General features: G+C 41.0%; 18 protein-coding genes and 1 pseudogene. 8 read left to right on the top strand and 11 right to left on the bottom strand.

All coding sequences use genetic code 11. The features are described 5' to 3' along the window. The first annotated feature begins 443 nt into the window (after positions 1–443). The 6 genes from NSU15_RS09035 to NSU15_RS09010 all read left to right on the top strand — a co-directional run bounded on the left by NSU15_RS09035 (position 444) and on the right by NSU15_RS09010 (position 8,157). Positions 444–1,394, top strand: coding sequence for an ABC transporter permease subunit (locus tag NSU15_RS09035; protein WP_339289992.1), 951 nt, complete (start codon positions 444–446; stop codon positions 1,392–1,394). Between the two features lie 11 nt (positions 1,395–1,405). Further along, positions 1,406–2,335, top strand: a complete 930-nt coding sequence (locus NSU15_RS09030) for a carbohydrate ABC transporter permease (protein ID WP_042125769.1) — start codon at positions 1,406–1,408, stop codon at positions 2,333–2,335. A gap of 91 nt (positions 2,336–2,426) precedes the next feature. Continuing rightward, entirely contained in the window at positions 2,427–3,932 is a 1,506-nt protein-coding gene (locus NSU15_RS09025) for an ABC transporter substrate-binding protein (RefSeq protein WP_042125767.1), read from the top strand. A gap of 187 nt (positions 3,933–4,119) precedes the next feature. Then, positions 4,120–5,859: a histidine kinase gene (locus tag NSU15_RS09020; protein WP_339289989.1), complete on the top strand. Its 1,740-nt coding sequence runs from the start codon at positions 4,120–4,122 to the stop codon at positions 5,857–5,859. 2 nt (positions 5,860–5,861) lie between these two features. Continuing rightward, positions 5,862–6,623, top strand: a complete 762-nt coding sequence (locus NSU15_RS09015) for a response regulator (RefSeq protein WP_076121812.1) — start codon at positions 5,862–5,864, stop codon at positions 6,621–6,623. Between the two features lie 40 nt (positions 6,624–6,663). Beyond that, complete coding sequence (locus tag NSU15_RS09010; RefSeq protein WP_339289987.1) at positions 6,664–8,157, top strand: ABC transporter substrate-binding protein; 1,494 nt, start codon at positions 6,664–6,666, stop codon at positions 8,155–8,157. Positions 8,158–8,232: 75 nt separating this feature from the next. On the opposite strand, the gene NSU15_RS09005 is transcribed toward NSU15_RS09010, so the two are convergent. The 7 genes from NSU15_RS09005 to NSU15_RS08975 form a co-directional block, all read right to left on the bottom strand. After that, positions 8,233–9,723 (bottom strand): DHA2 family efflux MFS transporter permease subunit, encoded by a 1,491-nt coding sequence (locus NSU15_RS09005; RefSeq protein ID WP_339289985.1) that lies wholly within the window; start codon positions 9,721–9,723, stop codon positions 8,233–8,235. Between the two features lie 17 nt (positions 9,724–9,740). Then, positions 9,741–10,340, bottom strand: coding sequence for a TetR/AcrR family transcriptional regulator (locus NSU15_RS09000; RefSeq protein WP_339289983.1), 600 nt, complete (start codon positions 10,338–10,340; stop codon positions 9,741–9,743). Positions 10,341–10,590: 250 nt separating this feature from the next. Continuing rightward, complete coding sequence (locus tag NSU15_RS08995) at positions 10,591–11,493, bottom strand: carbohydrate ABC transporter permease (RefSeq protein ID WP_339289981.1); 903 nt, start codon at positions 11,491–11,493, stop codon at positions 10,591–10,593. A 28-nt stretch (positions 11,494–11,521) separates the two neighbouring features. After that, positions 11,522–12,412, bottom strand: a complete 891-nt coding sequence (locus NSU15_RS08990; protein ID WP_231573407.1) for an ABC transporter permease subunit — start codon at positions 12,410–12,412, stop codon at positions 11,522–11,524. A 127-nt stretch (positions 12,413–12,539) separates the two neighbouring features. Continuing rightward, a complete protein-coding gene (locus tag NSU15_RS08985; RefSeq protein ID WP_339289979.1) occupies positions 12,540–14,189 on the bottom strand; it encodes an extracellular solute-binding protein in 1,650 nt (549 codons plus the stop codon). Between the two features lie 223 nt (positions 14,190–14,412). Further along, a complete protein-coding gene (locus tag NSU15_RS08980; RefSeq protein ID WP_076121818.1) occupies positions 14,413–16,032 on the bottom strand; it encodes an extracellular solute-binding protein in 1,620 nt (539 codons plus the stop codon). 44 nt (positions 16,033–16,076) lie between these two features. After that, positions 16,077–18,323, bottom strand: a complete 2,247-nt coding sequence (locus NSU15_RS08975; RefSeq protein WP_339289977.1) for a helix-turn-helix domain-containing protein — start codon at positions 18,321–18,323, stop codon at positions 16,077–16,079. 654 nt (positions 18,324–18,977) lie between these two features. On the opposite strand from NSU15_RS08975, the pseudogene NSU15_RS08970 reads away from it, so the two are divergent. Beyond that, positions 18,978–19,799, top strand: a pseudogene (locus tag NSU15_RS08970) (SpoVR family protein); the annotation flags it as partial. Positions 19,800–20,091: 292 nt separating this feature from the next. Continuing rightward, positions 20,092–20,355, top strand: coding sequence for a helix-turn-helix transcriptional regulator (locus tag NSU15_RS08965; RefSeq protein WP_042125749.1), 264 nt, complete (start codon positions 20,092–20,094; stop codon positions 20,353–20,355). A gap of 77 nt (positions 20,356–20,432) precedes the next feature. Here the strand turns inward: NSU15_RS08965 and NSU15_RS08960 are convergent, their stop codons facing one another. From NSU15_RS08960 to NSU15_RS08945, 4 genes are all read right to left on the bottom strand, one after another. Beyond that, the gene (locus tag NSU15_RS08960) at positions 20,433–20,621 is read right to left on the bottom strand and encodes a hypothetical protein (protein ID WP_076121821.1); all 189 of its coding nucleotides are present in this window, start codon (positions 20,619–20,621) and stop codon (positions 20,433–20,435) included. Between the two features lie 97 nt (positions 20,622–20,718). Then, positions 20,719–20,889 (bottom strand): restriction endonuclease, encoded by a 171-nt coding sequence (locus NSU15_RS08955; protein ID WP_283936273.1) that lies wholly within the window; start codon positions 20,887–20,889, stop codon positions 20,719–20,721. 139 nt (positions 20,890–21,028) lie between these two features. Next, the gene (locus NSU15_RS08950; RefSeq protein WP_076119301.1) at positions 21,029–22,393 is read right to left on the bottom strand and encodes a hypothetical protein; all 1,365 of its coding nucleotides are present in this window, start codon (positions 22,391–22,393) and stop codon (positions 21,029–21,031) included. Further along, positions 22,390–23,235, bottom strand: coding sequence for a hypothetical protein (locus tag NSU15_RS08945; RefSeq protein ID WP_076119299.1), 846 nt, complete (start codon positions 23,233–23,235; stop codon positions 22,390–22,392). Before NSU15_RS08945 ends, NSU15_RS08950 begins: the two co-directional genes overlap by 4 nt. Positions 23,236–23,310: the final 75 nt, after the last annotated feature.

Here is a 23,310-nt window from a genome sequence, read left to right as displayed (position 1 = left end):
AGAACATTCTGATCATCGAGTGAGCATCATTATCTATCGAATTGTTATCAATCGCATTAATGCTAGCGCTTACATTTACACTATATAGAATCGAGCAAATCGTAAATATGTCATTCTCGCTTATCAAGAATTTCGTGTTGTACTGCGGGATGATTTACGTTTCACTGCTATGTTGATGTTCTAGAAGTGTGTCATTCTTGCGCTTTTCGCCCATAATTCCGTTGCATTACAATGCCAAAGCTGCTCAAAGAGGCAATGTGTATAAATCTCCATAGCACATGTTTTTTTTGCGTTTTTAAAGGAAATTCATCCTGAATCTAACGTTTGTTGACTGAAGTATCATGTTTCTTAACTGGAAGCCTCTCATCGTACTTCTATAAAATTAATTTAGGGAAAGCGGTTACAAAGGCAGCATGTATGAAACACATGAAGGAGCGGATGATATGAGCACTAAACTTGAGCGGAACAAATCTAGAAAGCGCATACACTGGCGAAAGCAAGATTCCGAGTTAACCCTGCTCGCCTTGCCGACATTGATCTGGTATATCTTATTTTCTTTCTTACCGATGTTCGGTATGGTTATCGCTTTTAAAAATTTCAAAATAAGCGGCAACTTTATTAGCAACGTACTAAATAGTTCTTGGGTCGGCTTCAAAAACTTTGAATTCTTATTCAAATCCAATGATGCCTGGATCATTCTTCGCAACACGATAGGGTATAACATCATCTTCATTATTCTTGGCATCGTGTTACCAGTAATGTTCGCTATTATGATCAGCCTGCTGCATAGCCGCAAAGCAAGCAAGGTTTATCAGACCATGATGTTTCTGCCCTACTTTCTGTCATGGGTAGTCGTCTCTGCTGTAGGTTGGGCCTTCTTCAGCTTTGATAAAGGTATCCTCAATCAATTTCTTGCCAGCCTTGGGCATGATGCTGTGAATTGGTATATGGAACCGCAATATTGGCCCTACATTCTTATCTTTTTAAACATCTGGAAGAGCATAGGTTATGGCATGATTATTTATCTGGCAACCATTACAGGAATCGACAGCACCTATTATGAGGCGGCAGTTATTGATGGAGCTTCCATCTGGCAGCAGACACGCTTCATTACCTTACCCATGCTAAAGCTGGTCATTGTCATGATGTTCATCCTGTCAGTAGGTCGTATTTTCTACACGGATTTCGGACTGTTCTATCAGGTCACACGCGACTCCAACTCCCTCTACAATGTGGCCACAACAGTTGATGTCCTAGTTTATAAACAGCTAAAAACCGCCACTGTAGGAATGGCATCCGCTGCCGCTTTCGTCCAATCGATGCTGGGCTGTATTACAATCCTGAGTGCTAACTGGATCGTTAAAAAAATCGATTCTGACAGTGCAATGATCTAGGAGGAGAGACAATGGCAAAGACACCCACCTATCAATCTGGCTTGGAGAAATTCAACCGCACAAGTAACGGCATCAATGCTTTGTTCACCCTAATTTTTATTCTGATGGCAATTGCCTGCGTTGTGCCTGTGATCGTCGTGTTATCCATCTCGCTTACCGATGAGTCCTATATTCGTGAAACGGGATACAGCATTCTTCCAACCGCACTTTCCGCAGACGCATACGCTTATATCGCCAAACAGGGAACGATGATTCTGCGTGCGCTAGGTGTATCCCTGCTTGTAACAGTCGTAGGTACTGTACTTGGCGTGCTGCTCACCACAACGATGGGATACGTCATTTCACGTCCTGGTTACAAGCTAAAGAACTTCCTCACCTGGGTTGTATTTATCCCGATGGTATTTAACGGTGGTCTTGTATCCAGTTATTTTATCAACACAAACTTCTTGGGACTCAAAAACAGTGTTTGGGCACTCATTCTGCCGCTCGCAGTATCATCGTTTAACGTTATTATTTGTAAAACCTTTTTTAGGAGCACAATCCCTGATGGCTTAACCGAATCTGCTGAAATTGACGGGGCTAGTCAGTTTCGCACCTTCTTCTCAATCATCCTCCCCATCTCATTGCCTGTACTAGCTACGATTGGACTGTTCCTTTGCTTCGGTTACTGGAACGACTGGTTTCAATCGATGCTGTATATCGATAATCAGAATCTGTATTCGCTCCAAGCGCTGCTTAACAGCTTGATGTCCAATGCTGATGCGCTCGCCAGAAACTCCATAAGTATGGGGATCAGCTTCGCTGAGCTTGTCGCAACAATGCCCAAGGAATCTGCCCGCATGGCAGTTGCTATTCTCATCGTGTTGCCTGTTGCCTGCGCATATCCCTTCTTCCAGAGATACTTTATTACCGGCCTTACCATTGGCGCAGTGAAAGGCTAGTTCCGAAATAAGCCAAGCCCAGCTTGGTTTATGATAGATAACCGTAATTTACTACGGTACATTTCATCATTCAACACTAGGAGGAGTTAAAGTGAAGAACACCCTCAAGTTCGCCTCAACATTATGTATTCTCGCATTAATGCTGTCCCTGCTTGCTGCATGTGGCAACTCGAACTCGAATTCGAAGCCAGCATCCACAGCAACCAATGAAAGCGAGAGTGGTACGACGGCTACTGATGCACCAACCACCAAAGAAATTCCTACATTGGTATGGTGGCTGATCGGCGGACAGGTTCCTGAGAACTTTAGTAAAGCAGTTGAGCAGATGAACGAATACACCGCTGAGAAAATCGGTGTCAAAGTGGATATTAAGGTGGCTAGCTGGGGCGAATGGGATACAAAAATCAACACCATTGTGAATACGGGTGAACCCTTTGATATGATGTTTACCAACAATACAAAGTACAGTAAACAGGTCGCTATGGGAGCGTTCGCTGACATTACAGATCTGGTACAAAGTGAAGCTCCTGAACTTTACAAGTCTATCCCTACCAAAGTATGGGATGGTGTGAAAATTGGTGGAAAATATTTCGCTGTACCGACGTATAAGGATTCTTCATTAACTCAATATTGGGTGTTCGATGACAAGCTTGTACAAAAATATAATATCGATTACCAAAACATTAAAACGATGCAAGATTTAGACAAACCGTTCCATGATATGAAAGCTGGTGAAGGCAAGAGCTTCTACCCGTTGCAGTTGATCCAAGGCGAAGGCTTTCCAGGCATTTTAAATAATTATGATGATATGACTTTAGGTTTCAATCCTATTGGAGTTAACGTGGAGGATGCTTCCCGGAAAGTAGTGTCCGTGTTTGAACAACCGGAAGTGATGACTAACTTAAAGCTGCTGCATCAGTGGTATAAAGATGGTATTGTTAACCCGGATGCACCAACTAAAACTGAAGGCGACAAATACAGAGCGTTCTTCTCCGCACAAGCCTTCCCTGGTGCAGAAGCTGGCTGGCAAATCACCGCAGGGATTGACAAATACGTCATGACGCAAATTTTTGGTCCTTTGTATACAACTAGTACAATTCAAGGCTCGATGAATGTAATCTCGGCAAATTCCAAATACAAAGTGGAAGCTATGAAATATTTGCAATTAGTGAATACAGATCCAAAATTACGAAATATGCTTGCGTTTGGTGAATTAGGCGTCGATTATAAGAGCATTGACGGAGAGAAATCAATCGAGCGTATCAGCGATACCTGGCCTTTAGCAGCATACTCCCAAGGCACCTTCTTCAATCTTGCGGTTACGAAAGGAGCTCCTCTAGACCAGTGGGAACAAGTAAAAAAATTGAACGAGCAAGCAGCATCTTCCAGCATATTGGGATTCGCACTGGATATTGGAGAGCTGCAGACTGAGGTTGCGAACTGCCAAGCTGTATATGATAAATATAGATATGAATTGCTCACAGGAGCTTCTGATCCTGAGAAGGTAATCCCTAAATTGCTGTCTGAGCTGAAAAATGCCGGAATGGACAAAATTATGCAAGTGGCTCAAGAACAAATCAACAATTACTTTAAGTAACCCTTATCGAACGCACATGGTATATCAGCGCTGATATACCATGTGTTTTCCTTTACTCCTCTAAAAAATTTATTTGAACTAAAGGTACGCTTCATATATATTTACAGTGAATTATATGCTCTCTCAACCACAGCAACGAGAGACTTATTCCTCTATATTATGTGTCTGACCTTAGGGGGCATTACAAATGAGGTTTTGGAGGAGTTCTTTTTTTCATATTAAGATATATCGCAATAAGTTCTGGGCTTACCTGATTTTTATTGTAACTATCGGGGTAACACTGGGTACTATGACCAGCGCTATACTTGTTAATCAATGGATCGGTAACGCGCGGATTGAAGCTGCGAATGCCTTTTCCCGTATTGAGAACAACTTTCAGAATGATGCCGATCGGATTGAAGCTTACATGCAAAGATTATATTCCAATCATGATCTGATGAATGACGTCCGTTATTTTATGAGCCCTTCCGTCGAAGGGTATCTGACTAAAAGATTGGAGAATAGCCCTTATTCATCACAAGCACTGCTCTCTTTTCCTGAGGATACTAAAACTTATCTTTACAGCTGGGCACAGGGAGATATAACTCAAATCAGCGTTCATACTAAGGATTACGGAAATGTTATTTATTTTAATAGTTTTGGTATTCCTAGCTTCCAGTTTGGCGTTCCAAATACAAACGAAATTTTCGATGAAAGTATACAGAAGGGCTTCGTCTCTCACAAAAAACTAAATCAAAGTGCTACGGAAGCAGGGGAAATCCGCTTTCAGATCAGCAGCAAGCGAATATTCAGTATCGTAAATAATTATCAACTCGGTAATGCGGCTGTAATTAACTCTACCGGGGAGATATTCATTATTGGTAACAATGAATCCATGACTGATGAAATCACCCAACAAGCGGTTGCGAATAATAAAAATCACGGCTTTATCGTAAATAAAGGATATATTCCCATTTTCTTTGTTACCTTTTCATCCACCAAATACAATTATCAATTGGTTAGTACAGTAGACTTGGCTGCACTTATACGTCAGCACAGCACGGTTTTGCTCAATATTTTTATGATCGTCTTTACCGCTATGATCTGTGTACTGCTGCTCGTAGTCTACAATCTTCGTGATGACTCACGATTTCTTCACCGTATTATACAGTCAATCAAACGTGCGAAAACTGCCGACTTCACCCCAAATAAGCCTGCACGTTATCGTATGAATGAATATGGTATGATTGCTCGCGAAGTCGACGATATGATACACCAATTAGACAAATATATTCGGAACGAATACTTGCTTAAGCTAAAACAGCAGGAAGCAGAAATGAAAGCGCTTCAACATCAAATCAATCCTCATTTTCTTTATAACACCTTAGAAGTCATTCGATCTACTGCATTGGTTCATCAGAATGAGACTACCGCAGACGCGATTGCAACGCTGGGAGCGTTATATAGAGAAATTGTTAAGAAAGAAAATATCATTTCAATTGGTAGCGAACTGGAACTGTTGCGGAAGTACCTGCAAATAATGGAGTTTAAATATCCTGAGCACTTTTTTTATCAAATGGATGTTGAAGATTCTATTCTAGCTCTCCCTACTGTGAAGTTCTGGATGCAGCCCTTGGCAGAAAATTTCTTTGTCCATGGGTTTAATATCAATAAAGAATTTAATTTATTTATCGTGTCAGGCTGGGAAGATGAGAACTACTATAGGCTGGATTTCATTGACAACGGAGTACGAATCGATGAAGAACGGCTAACTGCTATCAGGCGAACCCTTTCGAGTAATAATGACCAAACCACCAAAAGCATTGGATTATATAATGTCTATGCCCGACTACAATTTTTCTATCAAGAGGATTTCTCGATTAGCATTGAAAACAATGATGAAGCTGGTGTCAAAATCTCTGTACAGATTTCTAAAAGAGGTGATTAGATATGTACAAACTTTTGATTGTGGATGATGAACCTCAGATTTTGGAAGGTATGAAACGTATTCTGGATTGGGAGCACTACGGATTCAAACAAATCGAAACAAGTGACTCCACTGAAGATGCTGTATTTAAAGCCGTAGATCTAATTCCTGACATTGCTATTATTGATGTGTGTATCGGCAAAAATCTAGGGTATGATGCGATCCAAAAGCTAAATGAAGTGAACCTTCCAACCAAATATATTATTATAAGCGGCTATAGTGACTTTCAATATGCCCAGCAAGCCATTCGTTGCGGAGTGAAAGATTACCTGTTAAAGCCTGTGGACCGAATCAAGCTGCAGGAGGTCATTGAAAAAATAATTATCGAAGATTTACATGGCACGATTAGAGATGTGAATGCGGACTCTATGAGTATTGATCCAGTATTGGGGATTCATTACGATGCCTTATCCAAGCTGGTCAATCGTATATTAATTATGATTAAAACAGAATTCGCTCATAATATTTCGTTAAAATCCGTCGCAGACCGCTTTCAAATGAACAGTACCTATCTTGGACAAATCTTTATTAAAGAAACAAGTATGAAGTTCTCAGAGTATCTAATGAGCTATCGCATGCATCGTGCACAAGAGCTCATCCAAACGACTAATGAGAAAATACATTGGATTGCCCTTTCAGTTGGTTATAACAACCTGAATTATTTTTATACACAATTTCAAAATCATTTTGGTACCTCTCCCTCAAGTTTACGGATGAAAAGTTAAGGCTGGATGTATATTGCAAAGTGATTTAGGGGGCCGTGTCATGAATAGATATAGCTGCTTCATCTGTGGTATTATTCTGCTGTTCATTTCACTGTTAACTGGCTGCAATAAGCAGAATATGAACGCTGCGAGCTTTAATGCAGAACCCGTTGTAAATCTGATCTATTATACCATCGGTGATCCTGATAAGGATCTTGCTCTAGTTAATGACAAAATTAACGAGATATTGATGAAAAAAATCGGAATTACGATAACCTATAATAAAATTGGTTGGCAGGAATATGCTGATCGCATGAATACAATGATCTCCTCTGACAGCCCTTTTGATATTGCGTTTGCTCCGGATTATGCTAAATATGCCAAACGTGGGGTATGGCTGAAGTTAGATGACTATTTCATGAATCTAGCCAAAGAAATGTACCTTGCTATTGATCCCATATTTTGGAAAGGCGCTAAGATGGATGACGGGTTCATCTACGGCGTCCCCACCAACAAAGAATTGGCTGTACGCGAGAATTGGATGTATCCTGATTCTCTGGTAGAAAAATATAATATTAAAGTTAACCAATATAACACACTGGAATCGCTCGAACCGCTGCTTCGCATGATACAAAAAAATGAACCCGATTATTTGCCCATGGAGCTTGATCGAGACTCACACAATTTTTTTGCGATGTACGGCTACGAATATATAGGGGACAACAGACTCCCATTAATGATCCAATCTCTGGATCCTGCTGCTCCTGTAGTCAATATCTTCGAAACCCGTAAAGCCAAACATATATTGGATACGTTAAGACGTTACTATCAATTAGGGTTCATTAATCAAGACGCCGCTTTGCGAGAACCAGGAAGCTTGAAACATGGTGTAAAGGTATTTTGGGAATCTGGTAGTGGCGGTCCACTCTCTGAGAGCGTCTGGAGTAACGATCTGGGGTATAAAATTGTAACCAATCCAGTAACACCCGAGGTGGCAACTACAGAAGCTGTACGCGGAGGGATGATGGTTGTGAAGGCAAATACGAAGCATCCTGTGGAGAGCATCAAATTTCTAAACCTATTGAATACCGATCCTGACCTGCGTAACTTATTTCAATATGGCATTGAAGGCGTTCATTATACACTGGATCAGAATGGCCAGGTTGTCCTAAGTTCGATAAAAGACAGTCAAGGAAATCCGCTTCCCAAGGCGAACGGTGGCTACACTGGCATACAGTACACTCAGGGAAACTGGTTTATCTTAAGTACATTAGGTGGAAGCTACCCTGACCCACTAAACAAGTGGGAACAATTCCGCATCTACAACTCCAAGGTTGTGGAGTCCAAAGTACTGGGCTTTACGCCCGATCTGTCAGAGATAAGCGAGCAAATTGATAACATTGAGATTGTCTGGCGCAAGTATTATCCAAGCCTCATGACAGGCAGTGTCGATGTCGATACCATTCTCCCGAAATTCAACCATGAGCTGTATGAAGCAGGGATTAATAAAGTACGTATGGTGATCCAGAAACAGCTCGATCGTTGGCGGGAATAGGAAGACACCGTAAAGAAATGCCCCTCAAGTGAGACACTTTAGATAAAGTGACCTTCTTGGGGGGCTTTTTATTAACTAGTGACCCATCATCATAGCTGGATCTACCTCTTCGCCACTCTTTGTGACTTGTTGTATCTTCGGCTTGCGAAGGATAAGGGACATAGCAATACCAACACATACGATACAAGCGGTCAGGAAAAATGTATCTCCAAAGCCAGCTACTAAGGCAGTTTGTGGATTACCTGTCTTTCCGATTGTCGCCATGTGAGTATTGATATGAGATGTCAGGTAAGCTGTAAGACCTGTTACTGCGAACGATACGACAACCTGTTGCGCTGCTGAAGTCAATGGTGTCACACGGCTAACCAAATGACGTGGAGCTGAGTTTAATACATGTGTATTAAGAGGCATCATCGTTGATCCCATCCCTAACCCCATCACACACACCGACACGATAACCATCCAAATCGGTGTATCCACGTTTACCGTTGATAGTATAAACATCGCGATGGCGATAACACTCAACCCACAGAACGCTAGTGGACGAGCTCCAATTTTATCAAACAACCTGCCACTAATCGGCATCATTAGACCGGCGCACAACGCTTGCGGCATCACGATCCAACCGGTATGAAGTGCGGTATAACCTTTAATATTCTGTAAATACAACGGAATCATCAGCGTAGCGCCAAACAATGCCATCTGTACGATCCAAGTAAGAATAATACCACGTGTGAAATCAGATGATTTAAACACCTTCAGTTCAAGCAAAGGATACTTCTGTCTAAGCTCTACCACTATGAACAATATTAATGCGATACCACCGATTGTTAAGCCTGTAATAGCACCTGTTGAAGACCAATCTGCTCCCCCTTCACTCACACCATAAGCAAGCATAGCGAATGCGATCGGAGCAAGACACATCCCGAGAATATCAAGATGTGTTGACTTCTGCGGTTCAGTCTTCGGTAAGTATTTTTTACCCAAAATGAAGGCCACAATACCAATTGGCAAATTGATAATGAAGATCCAGTGCCAACTCACGTAATCGACAAGATAACCGGATATTACAGGACCAAAAGCTGGCGCCATCAGCATTGGAATTCCAAGAACACCCATAATAGAGCCGCGACGTTCAGGCGGAGCTAATTTGAATACCATTGCCATCCCGATCGGTGCAACCATACCTCCGCCTAGACCTTGAATAATACGGAAAATAATCAGTTGTTCAGGTGATTGGGCTAAGCCGCACAGAACAGACCCTAACGTAAACAGCACAATCGTTACAAGGAAAATACGCTTTGATCCAAATTTATCGGTCATCCAACCGGCAAGTGGAATTACTGCGGATAGTGCCAATGTGTAACCCGTTATCGCCCATTGAATTGTCTTTAGATCAGTATTGAAATATTCCACTAATTTAGGAACTGCATTGTTAACAACTGTACTGTCCAGAATAACCATAATCATACCGACGATTATCGCAAGCAGTGGAGGCAGAATAACTTTCAGAGAGAACGTGTCGCCTTCCTGCGTAAGGGGTTTTGTTGAAGCATTTGATGTCATTGTGATACCTCTTCTTTCTAAGTTTTGACTGAATATTTGTGAAAATAATGCTCGAAAAACAAGTCAATACTCTCCTCAATCGATAAAGGGATATCGAGTAACGACGATTGAATGTGATTGTTCTGCTGACATTTAGAAGCAGACACTTTGGTGAACGGTGACATAATGGCAGCAAACATATGCTGTGTCATCAACAATACGGTCTTTGGATCTGTAACACCTGTCACTTCTGTCATGACTGCGCTTAATTTTTCGAACCCTTGTTGTTTCATAAAATGTACATATTCGGCTACCGATTCAAACAGTGGATCATGGCCAAGAATTCGCTTGAGCAAATCAGGATAATCATTAAGAAATGAGGCGTACTTTAAAATAAATTGTTTTAGCCGTTCGATAGGCGGATATTCCACAACATCAAATATGTCAAACGCCGAGCGGAATGTTTCCAGGACTGTCTTCATCGCTTCATGCATAAGCTTGTCTTTCGACCCGAAATAATAATTAATTAGCGCCACATTGGTGCCAGCTTCACTAGCAATCATCCGAATAGTGACACTATCAATCCCTTCGGACTTAATCAAATGCAGCGTTGCGTCTAAAATCTTCTCCTTCGTCATAGAACTCTCCTCATCTCGACATACAATTAAACAGCGTTTAAAACAATGACTAATATACCTTGAAAACTAAATCTGCGTCAATGGAAATTTCAGAAAATAATATACACAGTTTTCAACAAAGACTGACTCATGCGATGAAGTGCTTAATTTTGGAGAACAAAAATAACCGGTCGAGAATGTATCTCGCCGGTTTATTGTGTGTATATCTTTAAAGATGTTGGATTGAATCCATTCCTAGTAGAGTGTCCTCCTAGCCCTTTACCGAACCGATCATTACACCTTTTTCAAAATATTTCTGAATAAACGGATACACGATAAGGATCGGTAAAGTAGATACAATAATAACTCCATACTTAACCTGGTCAGCAAATTGCTGCGCATATCCGCCTGCACTGCCGCCCGAGCCTCCGCCTTGGGAGAAAACCTGGTTGGATAATAGAATATCACGCAGAATGATTTGTAACGGCTGCAGGTCATTCGAATGAATATAGATAAGCCCAGTAAAAAAATCATTCCAATGTGCTACCAGATAATACAGCGCAATGACCGATATGACGGACTTAGATAAAGGGATCGCAATATAGAAGAAAAATTTAAAATGAGTACATCCATCCAATGCAGCGGATTCATAAATTTCTTTAGGCAGTGAAACTTCAAAGAACGTGCGTGCAATAATGAGATTAAACACATTCACTGCAAAGGGAATAATAAAGACCCACATTGAATTGGTCAGGGATAGATCCTTCATCAGGATATACGTTGGAATTAGTCCACCATTAAAAAATAATGTAAAAACGAAGAAAAACATCAGGAACCGGCGTGCACGGAACTCTTGTCTGGATAGTGTATACGCTGCTGGGATCGTAAGAAGCAGATTAAACATTGTTCCCAAGACTGTATAAATAACGGTATTCTTGTAGCCTATCCAAATACGCATATCCTGAAAAATTTGCTCGTAGCCAAAGAAACTGACTCCTCTGGGAAATAGAGTAACCTTTCCTGTGGAAACCAATGTCTGATCACTGACAGAAGCAATAATAACAAAGTACAAGGGATACGCAACGATTAGGAAAATTAGAACACATAAAATAATGATCGAAATATCAAATAGAAGCTCACCCGTGCTGCGCTTGTGAATAGTTGTCGCCTGCATAAGCATCACCTTTCGATGTTCTCTCCATTTACCAGAGGCTAATATCTGAGTTGCGTTTGGAAATCCAGTTCATGGTAACCAGAAAGAAAAAATTGATGACGGTATTAAATAATCCGATGGCTGACGAATAACTGAATTGATTGGAAAGAATACCGATTTTATAAACATAGGTAGAAATGACCTCTGATACGGGAAGGTTCAATGAATTCTGCATCAAGAATACCTTCTCGAATCCGGTTCCCAGTACATTCCCCATACTCAGAATAAATAATATGATGATTGTCGGAACCAAAGCAGGGATATCGATATGCAGAATCATCTTCCATTTGTTCGCTCCGTCAATCTTGGCAGCATCATACAGACTTGGACTCACTGTTGATAATGCGGCCAGATAAATAATACTGTTCCATCCAGCATGCTGCCATATATCCGAAATCACAAACACCGGGACGAAAGAATTCGTGGAGGCGAGCAAATTAATGTCCGTATCGCCAAGCTTGGAGATCAGTTGACCAAGGATTCCTGTATTCGGTGACAGGAGAACATTCAACAATCCAACCATAACTACAATTGAAATAAAATGAGGCATATATACGATAGTCTGCAGCAGCTTCTTAGTGCGGAACCATTTCACCTGATTCAGTATGAGCGCTAGTATGATCGGTGCTGGAAATCCCAGAACGATTGTTGTGATGCTGATAATCACAGTATTTCTCATCAAATCCCAAAACTGATAGTTATTTATGAATTGCGAGAAATAATGCAGACCACGCCAAGCCCCGCCTGCCAATCCACGCGAGAAATCATAATCCCTGAAGGCAAGCTGAATTCCATACATTGGAATATAGTTGAAGATGATAACTACAACGATCGCCGGAATAATCATAATCCATAATTGATAATCGCGTTTAAGCTCCATTAGATTTCTTCGATGTTTGTTGGGTGTTATTGAGGACATCATAAGCCTCCTTAATAAGGAGACAGCTTCTCTTCATCCTGTAAAGAAAAGCTGTCTCCGGATGTTCTATAAATATTTACATGTCATGTTATTTCTTACTTTTGTAATCATCATAGTATTTCTGCATGGTGGACAAGTTGTTATCCAGCCCCATCTGCTTAATGTTGCTCACATAGGAGTCCCATTCCTTGGTAACTCCCCCTTTGGTAACCCACTGTGAGAACTTAGACATCGCCAAATTAATCATATTCGTATTCACTAACACCATGGCATTGTTGTCTTCCGGGTTATATTTAATGAACATGCTTGGTAAAATATCGTTATCCTTGTCAATCGCACTGAGGACCGCCTGCAGCGGCTCTGTCTGTTTGCCAACAGATTGCATATCAGTCCCAAGTGTCAGTTTCAATGAATCGGAGATAAAGGTAGGTCCATTATCCGCCCAGGTTGATGTCCACTTCCATGTGCCTGGGTCCATTTGGCTGTCAGCAGGCGGCAGGATCGCGTAGCTTCCATCTCCATTATCTTTAATGTTCGTACCAAGTGATCCGAATAGTACCTGCATACTAACTGTAGGATTATACAGCTCATTAATAAATTTCATTGCCGCTTCTTTATTCTTGGACTTAGCAGACATGACGACCATATTGCCGCCAAAATTCAGTGAGTTTCCGTCATAGTCATAGGACAGCTTGATATTCGAATCAGCCGACACTTTAAGCGGAGCGATCGACTCGTATTGCGGAGCTAAGGTGTTGCCGAAGCGATCCGTTACTTCCCAACCCCATGAGAAGCCGACCTTCGCTTTGTCCCCGCTGCCGCGCGCAACCGATTGGAATTTGGAATAATCCTGCGTGAAGGCTTCCGGGTTAATTAAGCCAGCCTGCCAGCACTTATTCATGAATTCCACGAACTGCTTGTATCGATCATCCACAAAGTAATTTTTAATCTGGCCACCCTCGGTGAAATACCCTTGACCACTACTATCCGTTAATGTAATACCTAAGCTGCCAAGCAATATTTGTGGCTGAAAATAACCAAATCCCGTCGTCCCCACCGGAGCGAAATCCATAGGAATTTCATCATTTACATCACCGTCTCCATTGGCATCCTTCTCTTTGAACGCCAGGAGCACATTATATAATTCATCCCAATTGGTCGGCTCCTTAAGACCCAGATTGTCTAGCCATTGTTTATTGATATATTGCCGACTTACCGTATCCGGCCAGAATCGTTGATATTTCGGTAAACCGTATATTTTTCCATCTAGCTGTGTAGCGATTAATTGGGTCTCCGGCTTCTCTGTAAACATCTGTTGAATGTTAGGGCCACCTGTTGAAATGAGTTCGGTTAAATCCTGAAAGAGACCGGTGAACTGGGCAAAATCAGCATCCGTGATCACATTCGGTCCTATAAGGATATCCGGAATATCTCCTCCGGCTAACAAAGCGCCTTTTTTCTGATCCCAGTCTGCTGAAATTTCTTGCCACTCAATATCAACACCCACTTGCTCCTCAACCTTGGTCAACCATTCCATTTTGGAGAACTCTTGCGTAAGTGGATGTTTTAGCATGATCCCTTTTAGTTTTACTGTACCGGTTGTAGAATTCGTTGACGAACCTGAATTAGAAGAAGAGGCACCATCATTATTACCCCCGCCTCCACACCCCGCAAGAATTGTTCCAAATAGGCTAAGTGCTAATACGGGCGTTATTACCTTAGACAAAGATTTCCTCATACAACGAACCTCCCTTTTTTTTGGTTTAAAGCGTAGGGGCATGGTGCGAGGCAAGCAACGGAACTACACCTTATTGCTTCTTGCTGCCCACATTTCACATGACGGCTACAACGCAACTTTAAACCGGGATCGAGGCGGCTGTATACGAACAAGAATTTAAGCATTCGCAATTTTTGAAAGCGTTAACAAAACGGCGGTTTCGGGTGTTTATTTGAATGCGTTTTCAATTATTGTTGACGTTCAAATTTGGTTGAGCATAATAATCCTCATACCCGTGTTGGTATATTCTGTACAGTACTGGCAGTCCCATTTGTTTCAGCTGATTAATATACTGATCCCATTCTTTATCTATAGTTGAATTCATAATCCATTCCGCAAATTTCTCATCGACCAGTTTAAAAATATCTGATTTCGCCAAGGCCATTTCATTAAGCTCCTCTGACGAAAATTTAATCATCGGATAAATGTCCTCTGGTTTAGGCTCATAAGCTTTATAGATGCTGTCCAATTCTCTTCGTATCGTTACCGCGGGAGGAACAATCGTTTTGTTCTCCAATGATTGCGAAAAGTATAGCGGACCATTATCCACGAGCGCATTCGTCCATTGCTGTGTATCTTGATCACCTTCTGGAGCGGGAACTATGGTATACATGCCGTCAGGCACCTTAGTCACATAATCAGGCATGGAGCCATAATAGCCTTGGATCGAATTTTCCTCAGTGTAGAATTGATCAATCCATTGAATGGTCTCGACAGGATGCCGATTAGCTGTTGTCATGCTAAACAGATTGGTTGTTATTCTAACGCGAGAAGGACTCGTTGGCCATAATGGTTCCACCTTACTACTGCTACGCAGCGGTGGCAAAGCCACATATTCATCGGCCCATTTACCAACGCGATCTGTTAATGACCAGCCGAAGGTCACACCAACCGTTGCCACATCGTCTTGTTGTGCACTCGCTTTCATCCCGGAATAATCTTGCGTGAACACGTCAGGGTTGATCAGATTTTCCTTCCAGAGCTCTGCCAGGTAAGAGACTAAGCTCTTATACTCATCACTCTCGAATAAAAAGCGGATCTGCCCTTTCGTCACTCCGATCATTTCTTCGGTGAAATTATCTGTCACTCCATAAGCCCCAAGTAAACTGGTCACACTAAATAAACCTCTGCTCCCCAGACTTCCTCCAGCACCTGCCCACCAGTCCATTCCGATCTCATCCTGCTTCCCGTTGCCATTGGGATCTCCATTGCGAAAGGCGGTTAATACCTCGCGTAGTTCATCCAACGTAGTCGGTTCTTTCAGTCCAAGCTTATCCAGCCATTTCTTATTAATCATTAAGACATTATAACTATCTGTATTAATCGGTCTTACACCGGGAAGAGAATACATCTTCCCATTCGGAAATGTACTCACCCGCTTGGTTTCGGGAACTTCCTCAAACATTCTCTTAATATTCGGGGCATATTTATCGATATATTCGCTAAGGTCTACGAATTTATCCTTATTCGTGATGATATCCTGATCGTTCAATCCAGCCAAAAAAGCATCAGGCAATTCTCCGCTTGTCAGAGCAGCGCTTTTCGCTTCTTCCCATCCGTTACGTTTCTGCAGCCAGTTGACATGAATTTTTGCATCAGAAGCAATGTGATTCAAATAAGGAATATCCCGAAGATTCTTGGAAAGCTGATGTGAAGGTGTCATCACGCTAATCTGTACCCTGTCTTGCGGCTCTACATTGCTCTCTGAAGCACGGTCAGACTCATTATTCGCACTGCATCCATGAAGCAGTGTAATCACCGGTAGCATACATACAACTACAACCCATGGTCTCAATCCTCGCATATTGAATCCCCCCATAGCTTAATCAGCAATAGACAAGAAAATATTCACTTGTTAAACAATCTGAATTGCCCAGGTGTGACTCCTACATGTTTTTTGAAGGCGCGAATAAAGCTGGAAGGGTTAGTGTAGCCTACCTTACCTGCAATCCAATCAATGGTTTCATCGGAATGGATAAGCAGCTGCTTCGAATGATTGATTCGGCGCCCATCCATAAAGTCTTTAAAGTTCTGCCCGGCGTTCTTCTTGAAATAGTGGCTAAAATTCGATACCGACATTCCAAAGTGATCAGCAACAGCTTGTAGTGAGAAGTTGATATCGAACTGATTCTCTTGAATATATTGAAGTACTTCATCCAATGCAGCAGCCTTAGAGGAAGTATGCGTACTAGCCATCAATTCACATAATATGTCCGCGCTTTTCTCTAAAATCTCAGTGATCTGGGCTACCGTAATGCGATTATGAAACGATGTGATCCCAAGCTGCTCCATATTCCCCTGATGCTTCAAACGGATCAGATTGTTTAATATAATGGTCGAGATATTTACAAATACAGCCCGAATCATATAAGGAGGCGTTCGATCATGTTGAAGAAATTCAATGAGTCGATGAACGGTGTTCTGCACTTCAGTAGCATCACCCGTCATGATGAACAACTCCAACGATTGAATCGTTTCTGCGGGATAAGGTACAGGCTCATTCCGCTGCAGCATCAAATCGTGAAAGGACAGGATGGAGTCTTCATTCTTGATGCGCAAATGTTCGACTGTTCTAAGCGCATTAATATAGGAAGCATGAAATTCCCCTGGATTGTCAACGGTATTTCCTATTCCGATCACAAGCTTAGCGCCAGTAGCCAATTCAATCTCAGCCTGCAGCTTCAGGAACATCTCCCGTAATGCTTGCTCTGCTGTATGTGTGGAAATAAATAGAATATCATCATTATGAATGCTCCGAATAAAATATCCTTCCAGTGCATCTTCGGGTTGTAATTTAATGCTCTTCACGATTTCAAATACTTGATCGATATCCCCAATCACATTGATGACAACAGTCGTGCATTTTGCATTCGTAAAGGTGATGCCATAAGACTTTGCCTCTAGCAGTATGTCTTGAAGTGATGAGTACTGGCCACTTATGATTTCATATAGAATATTATCACGTAACTTCGGAACGATGCTTTGGACATTCAGATCTAATTGTTCTTTTGACTGGAATAGATTCTGGATTGTGGAGCGTATAATATCAAACTCATTGCCGCCACTGTCCGTGTTGCCTTTAAATGCATGCCTGGAGAATTGAACAAGAGACTTAATCGGGGCATAATTATTACGGATGGATAAATAGATGATAATAATCTCTGTGAGCAGGATTGATATAACCAAAATAATTGTGTTGCGCTGCGTTTCCTTCGTCTCCAAAAGTACCGATTCCAGCGGATTCATGCTTATGTATTTCCAGCCATTCTGCTTGGAAACGGTCTGGGAGGCTATATAAGCTTCTCCGTCATAATCAATTTCACCGCCTGATGGCGATGTTTGCAGCTGCTGAATAAACTGCTTGAAATTCGCATCACGCAAATCATCACGTTGGTTGAGTGAGAAGATAGGGTTGTTATGTTGATCAAGAATGATGAAATCTCCAGAATAGCTATTAGACACTGATTTCATCATTCGCTCGATCGTATCATGCCTGATCATATAGATGACGCAGCCTTCAGATTGATCGACGCCTAGAGGAAGAGGAATCATCAAAGTAATCATCTTAACGCGGCCTTCCCCAAGTATGGTAACATCCTCTGACGGACGAACTTGAATCGAGTTGATTACATTGATCGTTTGACTGAACTGCTCTTGACTCCAAGAACCATATACATATCCATTCTTGGAATTCATAAAGCGCTCCAGTTCATAGATATACCCTGTACTTGAGAACAGATACCCACTTTGTTTGATATATAAGAAAGTATCATTCAAAAGGGTATCCGTTGTTTTATATTTCTTCATCTCATTAGCCACGACGTATCGCTGGTATGCATCATTTTTTAATAAGGATAATTTGATCTCAGCATTAGCTACAATCGAAGTAGGGAGAGAATAGATCGGACGCATAAACAGATCCATACTGCTGGCTACTTGCTCGGTAATATGTGTATTCCAGTCCAATATTTTATTCTTCACAATCGAATTGGAATATGGATAGTAATAAAAGATAATAACAGAAAGCGGCAGCAACAAGACAATGATATATGAAAGTAGAAATTTCCATAAAATATTTATTCTAAATTTACGCATTCTTACCTCCATAATCACTGAGTAGAAGATACTGCAATGTACAGCTATACTCAGTGCATCTGCTCATTCCTGTAGCTCAACAACTTCAACCGAGTAGGTCAAATCCAATGTGTCTCTTGCAGGCCACGCTGTATAAGCTCAATAGTAAGCGTGTTCAATCTATTATCGAGTTCGAGTTCTAACACTCTTTAGCTTTACTATATGGAACGAAGCAACTCCCCTGCCAAATGAGTTCACTTCCAGCTCTCTTAAAGATTTCCTCCCCCCCTTATCCCTCCCACTTGTTAAATTTAGGCTAAATAATGATTGGTCCAAACAAGATTTACATTTCTATTAATCATTTAACAAATCTATATATGAATACGGTTACATGGCTAAAGTAGCACATGCATTGGCGATTGTAAATACCGAGACGTAGTTCATTTAAACTTATTCATATTTAATTAAACTAAATTTGCAATACAGTAGCTTCCAACTTAAAGATGGAATTTCCACGTACAGTGACAGCGAGGAAGAGTTCGTCATAATGCCCTTCTCCTATCCATATACATAATATGAACTACATTGATCGACCCATCTATTTGAAGCCAAACCCCATTTCGTGAGGGTTTATTCAGGTTGGATCTACAGAATTATAGGAGGGAGCACAGAATCATGCCAAGCGAAGAAATTAATGCGCTGGAGCGGGCGATTGCTGAAATTACGGAAATAGCTACTGGCTTTGGCTTGGATTTTTATCCTATGCGCTATGAGATATGCCCTGCCGATATTATTTATACATTCGGTGCTTATGGAATGCCGACTCGATTTGGTCACTGGAGCTTCGGAAAGACGTTTCACAAAATGAAATCCCAATACGATTTCGGGCTGAGTAAAATATATGAGCTCGTCATTAACTCCAACCCTTGTTATGCCTTCCTGCTTGACGGGAACTCGCTGATTCAGAATAAGTTGATCGTCGCACACGTGCTGGCACACTGTGATTTTTTCAAAAATAACATGCGTTTCTCCATGTCCAACCGGGATATGGTCGAGAGCATGTCAGCTACAGCAGATCGGATCGCCGGTTATTCAGTAACGTATGGTACCGATGCTGTGGAGAGTTTCATTGATTCAGTGCTAGCCATCCAAGAGCATATAGACCCCAGCCTCATCCAGCCGCGCAAGCTAGGTAAGACCCATCTGCTGGAAGCCAAAATGAGAGAACTCAAAGACGCCCCTCCTGGTGGCTCTAAATCATCTAATCCGTACGACGAGTTATGGAATCTAGACAAGAGTAATTCTGGACCACAAGAAGCAACCTCTGGAAATCGTGCGTTCCCACCAGAGCCGGAAAAAGATATCGTCTGGTTCATCCAGCAATATTCCACGGTCTTGGAGGATTGGCAAAGAGACATTATGACAATGCTCCATGATGAAATGCTCTACTTCTGGCCGCAAATGGAGACGAAGATCATGAACGAAGGCTGGGCTTCGGTCAGCTAAGGTGCTTGGATTCGGGGAACAAAATAACCGGTCGAGAATGTATCTCGCCGGCTGATTGTGTTTGTTATTATAGACTGAATAGCTGTTATTAGGCACTTGTAAATCTTTAAAAACGATGGATTGGATCGTTTCCCTGCTCCGTATATAAATGACGTAATTGGTAGCTACATCCTGCAGAGCATATATGGAGTGACGTACGTATTCAGGTAACAGTTAATAAACTTCAATTTATTGAATACACTAAGTATGTACACCTATACAAAAGTGTAAGGAGATGGCGAGTATGATTGACTATAAGTCGCTAGGCGAATACATAACATTTAGCCGCACGGCGAAAGGGTTAAGCAAATCAGAATTAGCAAGGCGAGTTGGTATTACACCACAGTACATGAGAGATATTGAAGACAATAGAACAATACCATCTGAGGAAAAATTGGAATTGATGGTTAATGTACTTGATATGAAAGAAGTGGTTGCCTTTAAATTGGCGGATAAACTGCCATTGCGAATTATTAATAAGGCGAAGATGGATTATTTTGGTGGTTGATTTCGAAAGAGATTGATCTTGAATTCCATCGTTTCTTGGAGCCTATGCACTTTCGTTTCGGTCCATTGAACAATCAATTACAGTTCACCACGCTTTACCGCTTCGATCAAATCATTTGTTGAGTAAATTTCATCTTGGTGTATATCCTTTTCAGAGTCTTCAATCATTTGTCTGATTTCGGGATCAGAATCCTGTTCGTCAACGGGATTACACATTTCATACTCCGCGATAACGGTTCCGTCAGGAGCTTTCAGACTAAAATCCATCACCTTCACCCTCCTCAGATATTTTCATAGTAACATTGTAAGCATTAGCTTTATCCTCGAGCATATCCCTCATTGTACTCATTAGCAAAATATGGATTCAAACTTGTGAGTCAGGACTCAATCCATTAGCACTTTCGCTTTTCGTTTCCAGATGCTTCAACCACAGTTCTACCAGCTGATTTCCATTAATGAGTTCAATGTCTAATCCTTCTGCATGGGTATATGCATTATGTGTAAACTTACCAGTTGTCACCACATATCCACCCACGGCATCCTGCTTGGTGGTGGGGTTTGAAACTCACAACAGATGATTAAAGTATTAGTTTTGTATATGTATACTAATGATAAAAAAACTAAAACCAGACTATCAAGTAATTGTCTATATTTTAGGTAATTACTCAAAATCCTCAAATAAAAAAGTCATCTAAGTCTTTATTACTTTTTATAATTTTAGAATCGTTAACCCCACATAGCTTTGCAAGTGTAATTGAATGTTCAGCCTGTATTATGGATGAATTCTCACTCGAAAAAGTTTCTACGATTTCATGAGAAATTAACTGATATTCTTTCTCGATCTGTAAAGTGAATTCTCGAAGCAGAATTTCGAGAGAAACATCCAATTGTTGTATCCGTTCATAAAACTGCTGTATTACTTTTCTTTCTCTCGGTGTAACATGGTACAGTATTTCTTCTTCAAATTTACTAAGTAGTTCTGAAATAACCGGTCCAAGTCGAATGCGTAATTCTCTTAACACCAACATTATTAATCTTGCCCATGCTACATAATTAAGGTGGAGAATAAATGTCATCACATTGCCACCTTTAATTAATCCATGAACAGCAGCGTCTGTACCATCAATTAAACACAAAACACCGTTCCCTACAATTAGCATAATACGTAAATCTGCATGTTGTTTGGTTGGAATGCATTCCGACCAGTCTTTTTTTTCATAGAATCTTTGACGGATAACCCATATTGCTCTAATCATTAATTCTTCAATTAGAACGGGTATTGCCATAGCAGCACCAAATCTTAAGTCATAACCTTCTTGAAATACTCGCGTCATTACTACAGCAAGAGTTTGTCTATCTTTTCCAATCTGAAATTCTCCAAAATCACACAATTGAAATAATTCCATGAACGGGATTGATACGCCTGTACCACGTCCTAAGCTACCTAATCCCCTATTTCCTGAACTACCTGCCATATCGGACATTATGTGTCCAAGCCAATTGCAGAAACCAGAAAATATTTTTGCAATAAAATTCCCACCTTTAAGCGGTGATTTTAGATCAGTTGTATCAATCCGGATCAACTTACCATCACTTAAGAAACTAGATGTGTTCATAAATTGGTCTAATATAGAAAAAAATAAGCCAATTGGATCCGGCGAATGTGATAATGATTTGTAGTGGTGATTCTTAGGCGCCATTTTAAATAAATCGTTAACTTCGCTTGTGTTTTTTTGGTCATAATTAACACCATAATTTCTCTCAAAAAAACCTATTGCTGAGGCTATATTATTTTTATTTTCAGGTCTTGGTTTCCAACCTGCAAGTTTTGCTGCCTTTTTCACAAGTTCATCTGCTGCTTCGTCTGTAATTTTCCCTAATTTACTCATTCCCGGCGCACCAACAAATAAAACGTCTATCAACCCTGCTGCTGCACCACAAAATGCAGCTATCATATAGTCATACTTATCACATTTTGCACGAGCCCATTCTTCTTTTTTCACTTCAGCCGGTGTAAGATACCAACTTTCATCCATCATGTAACGATCTCTCCAATTTTTTTGGACAATGCCTCAGAAGAATTCATCATCTTCCTAAGATTATTTTTATCATCTTCTGTAAAATGTATGTAATCCTTTAAACCTAGCTGTGACATTACAATAATTAACTTACCAATTTCTGTATTTAATGAAATGGTCACTTTTCGAATTTCGCCTACTTTAATATCTACCTTTTTTATGCGTACTGTTTCATTTTTAACAGTCCTTGTGCTTATTTCAGCTTTTTCTGCAATTTTCTTATTCTTACTATTAGCAAGAACACCTCCACCAACTAATGCAGCTCCTCCTATAGCCCATCCCACAGGACCTGCGAGTGCAAGAAATGCTCCGCCACCCGCCATACCACCACCACCTGCAATCAAAGCTCCTCCACCGAGCCATGCCAAAGCAGCATTTGTTGCTGCCACACCTGATAATGTCGCAATGGCAGTTCCAGTCGATGCCGTGCCAAAAGTCATGGCTATAGCCATCGCAGCAGTTGGAGCAAATGCCGCTACTCCTGCACCTGCCACAACTCCTGCACCTGCCACACCACCGCTTACTTTATCAGCCTTTTTACTTTCCAGTTCTAGTATCTTTAAATCTGACTCGAATTTATTTCTTCTTACTACAATCTCACTAACAATCTTATCGTATTCCTTTGGTTTATTAGCGAGGTTTTGAATATAAACTTCCACTGCTTTCAATGTTATTAAAGCTTCCAATCTCTTTTGGTGCAAATCTGAAATGTTCTTTACTGTTCTTTCATATGTACTTTGATATTCCTTATTTGCTCTTTCCAACACAGCTAATGCTTCCTTTTTACAACCTGCATTCAGCATGACTTATACCCCTTCATTTTATGTATATTTTCACCATACATCACATTTCTTGATATTTCTGTTTTTTTACATCTC

This window comes from Paenibacillus sp. FSL E2-0201 (assembly GCF_037963325.1).
Taxonomy (GTDB): Bacteria; Bacillota; Bacilli; order Paenibacillales; family Paenibacillaceae; genus Paenibacillus_AQ.
The sequence above is the reverse complement of the archived record's forward strand: the minus strand, read 5'-3'. Positions and strand labels throughout refer to the sequence as shown.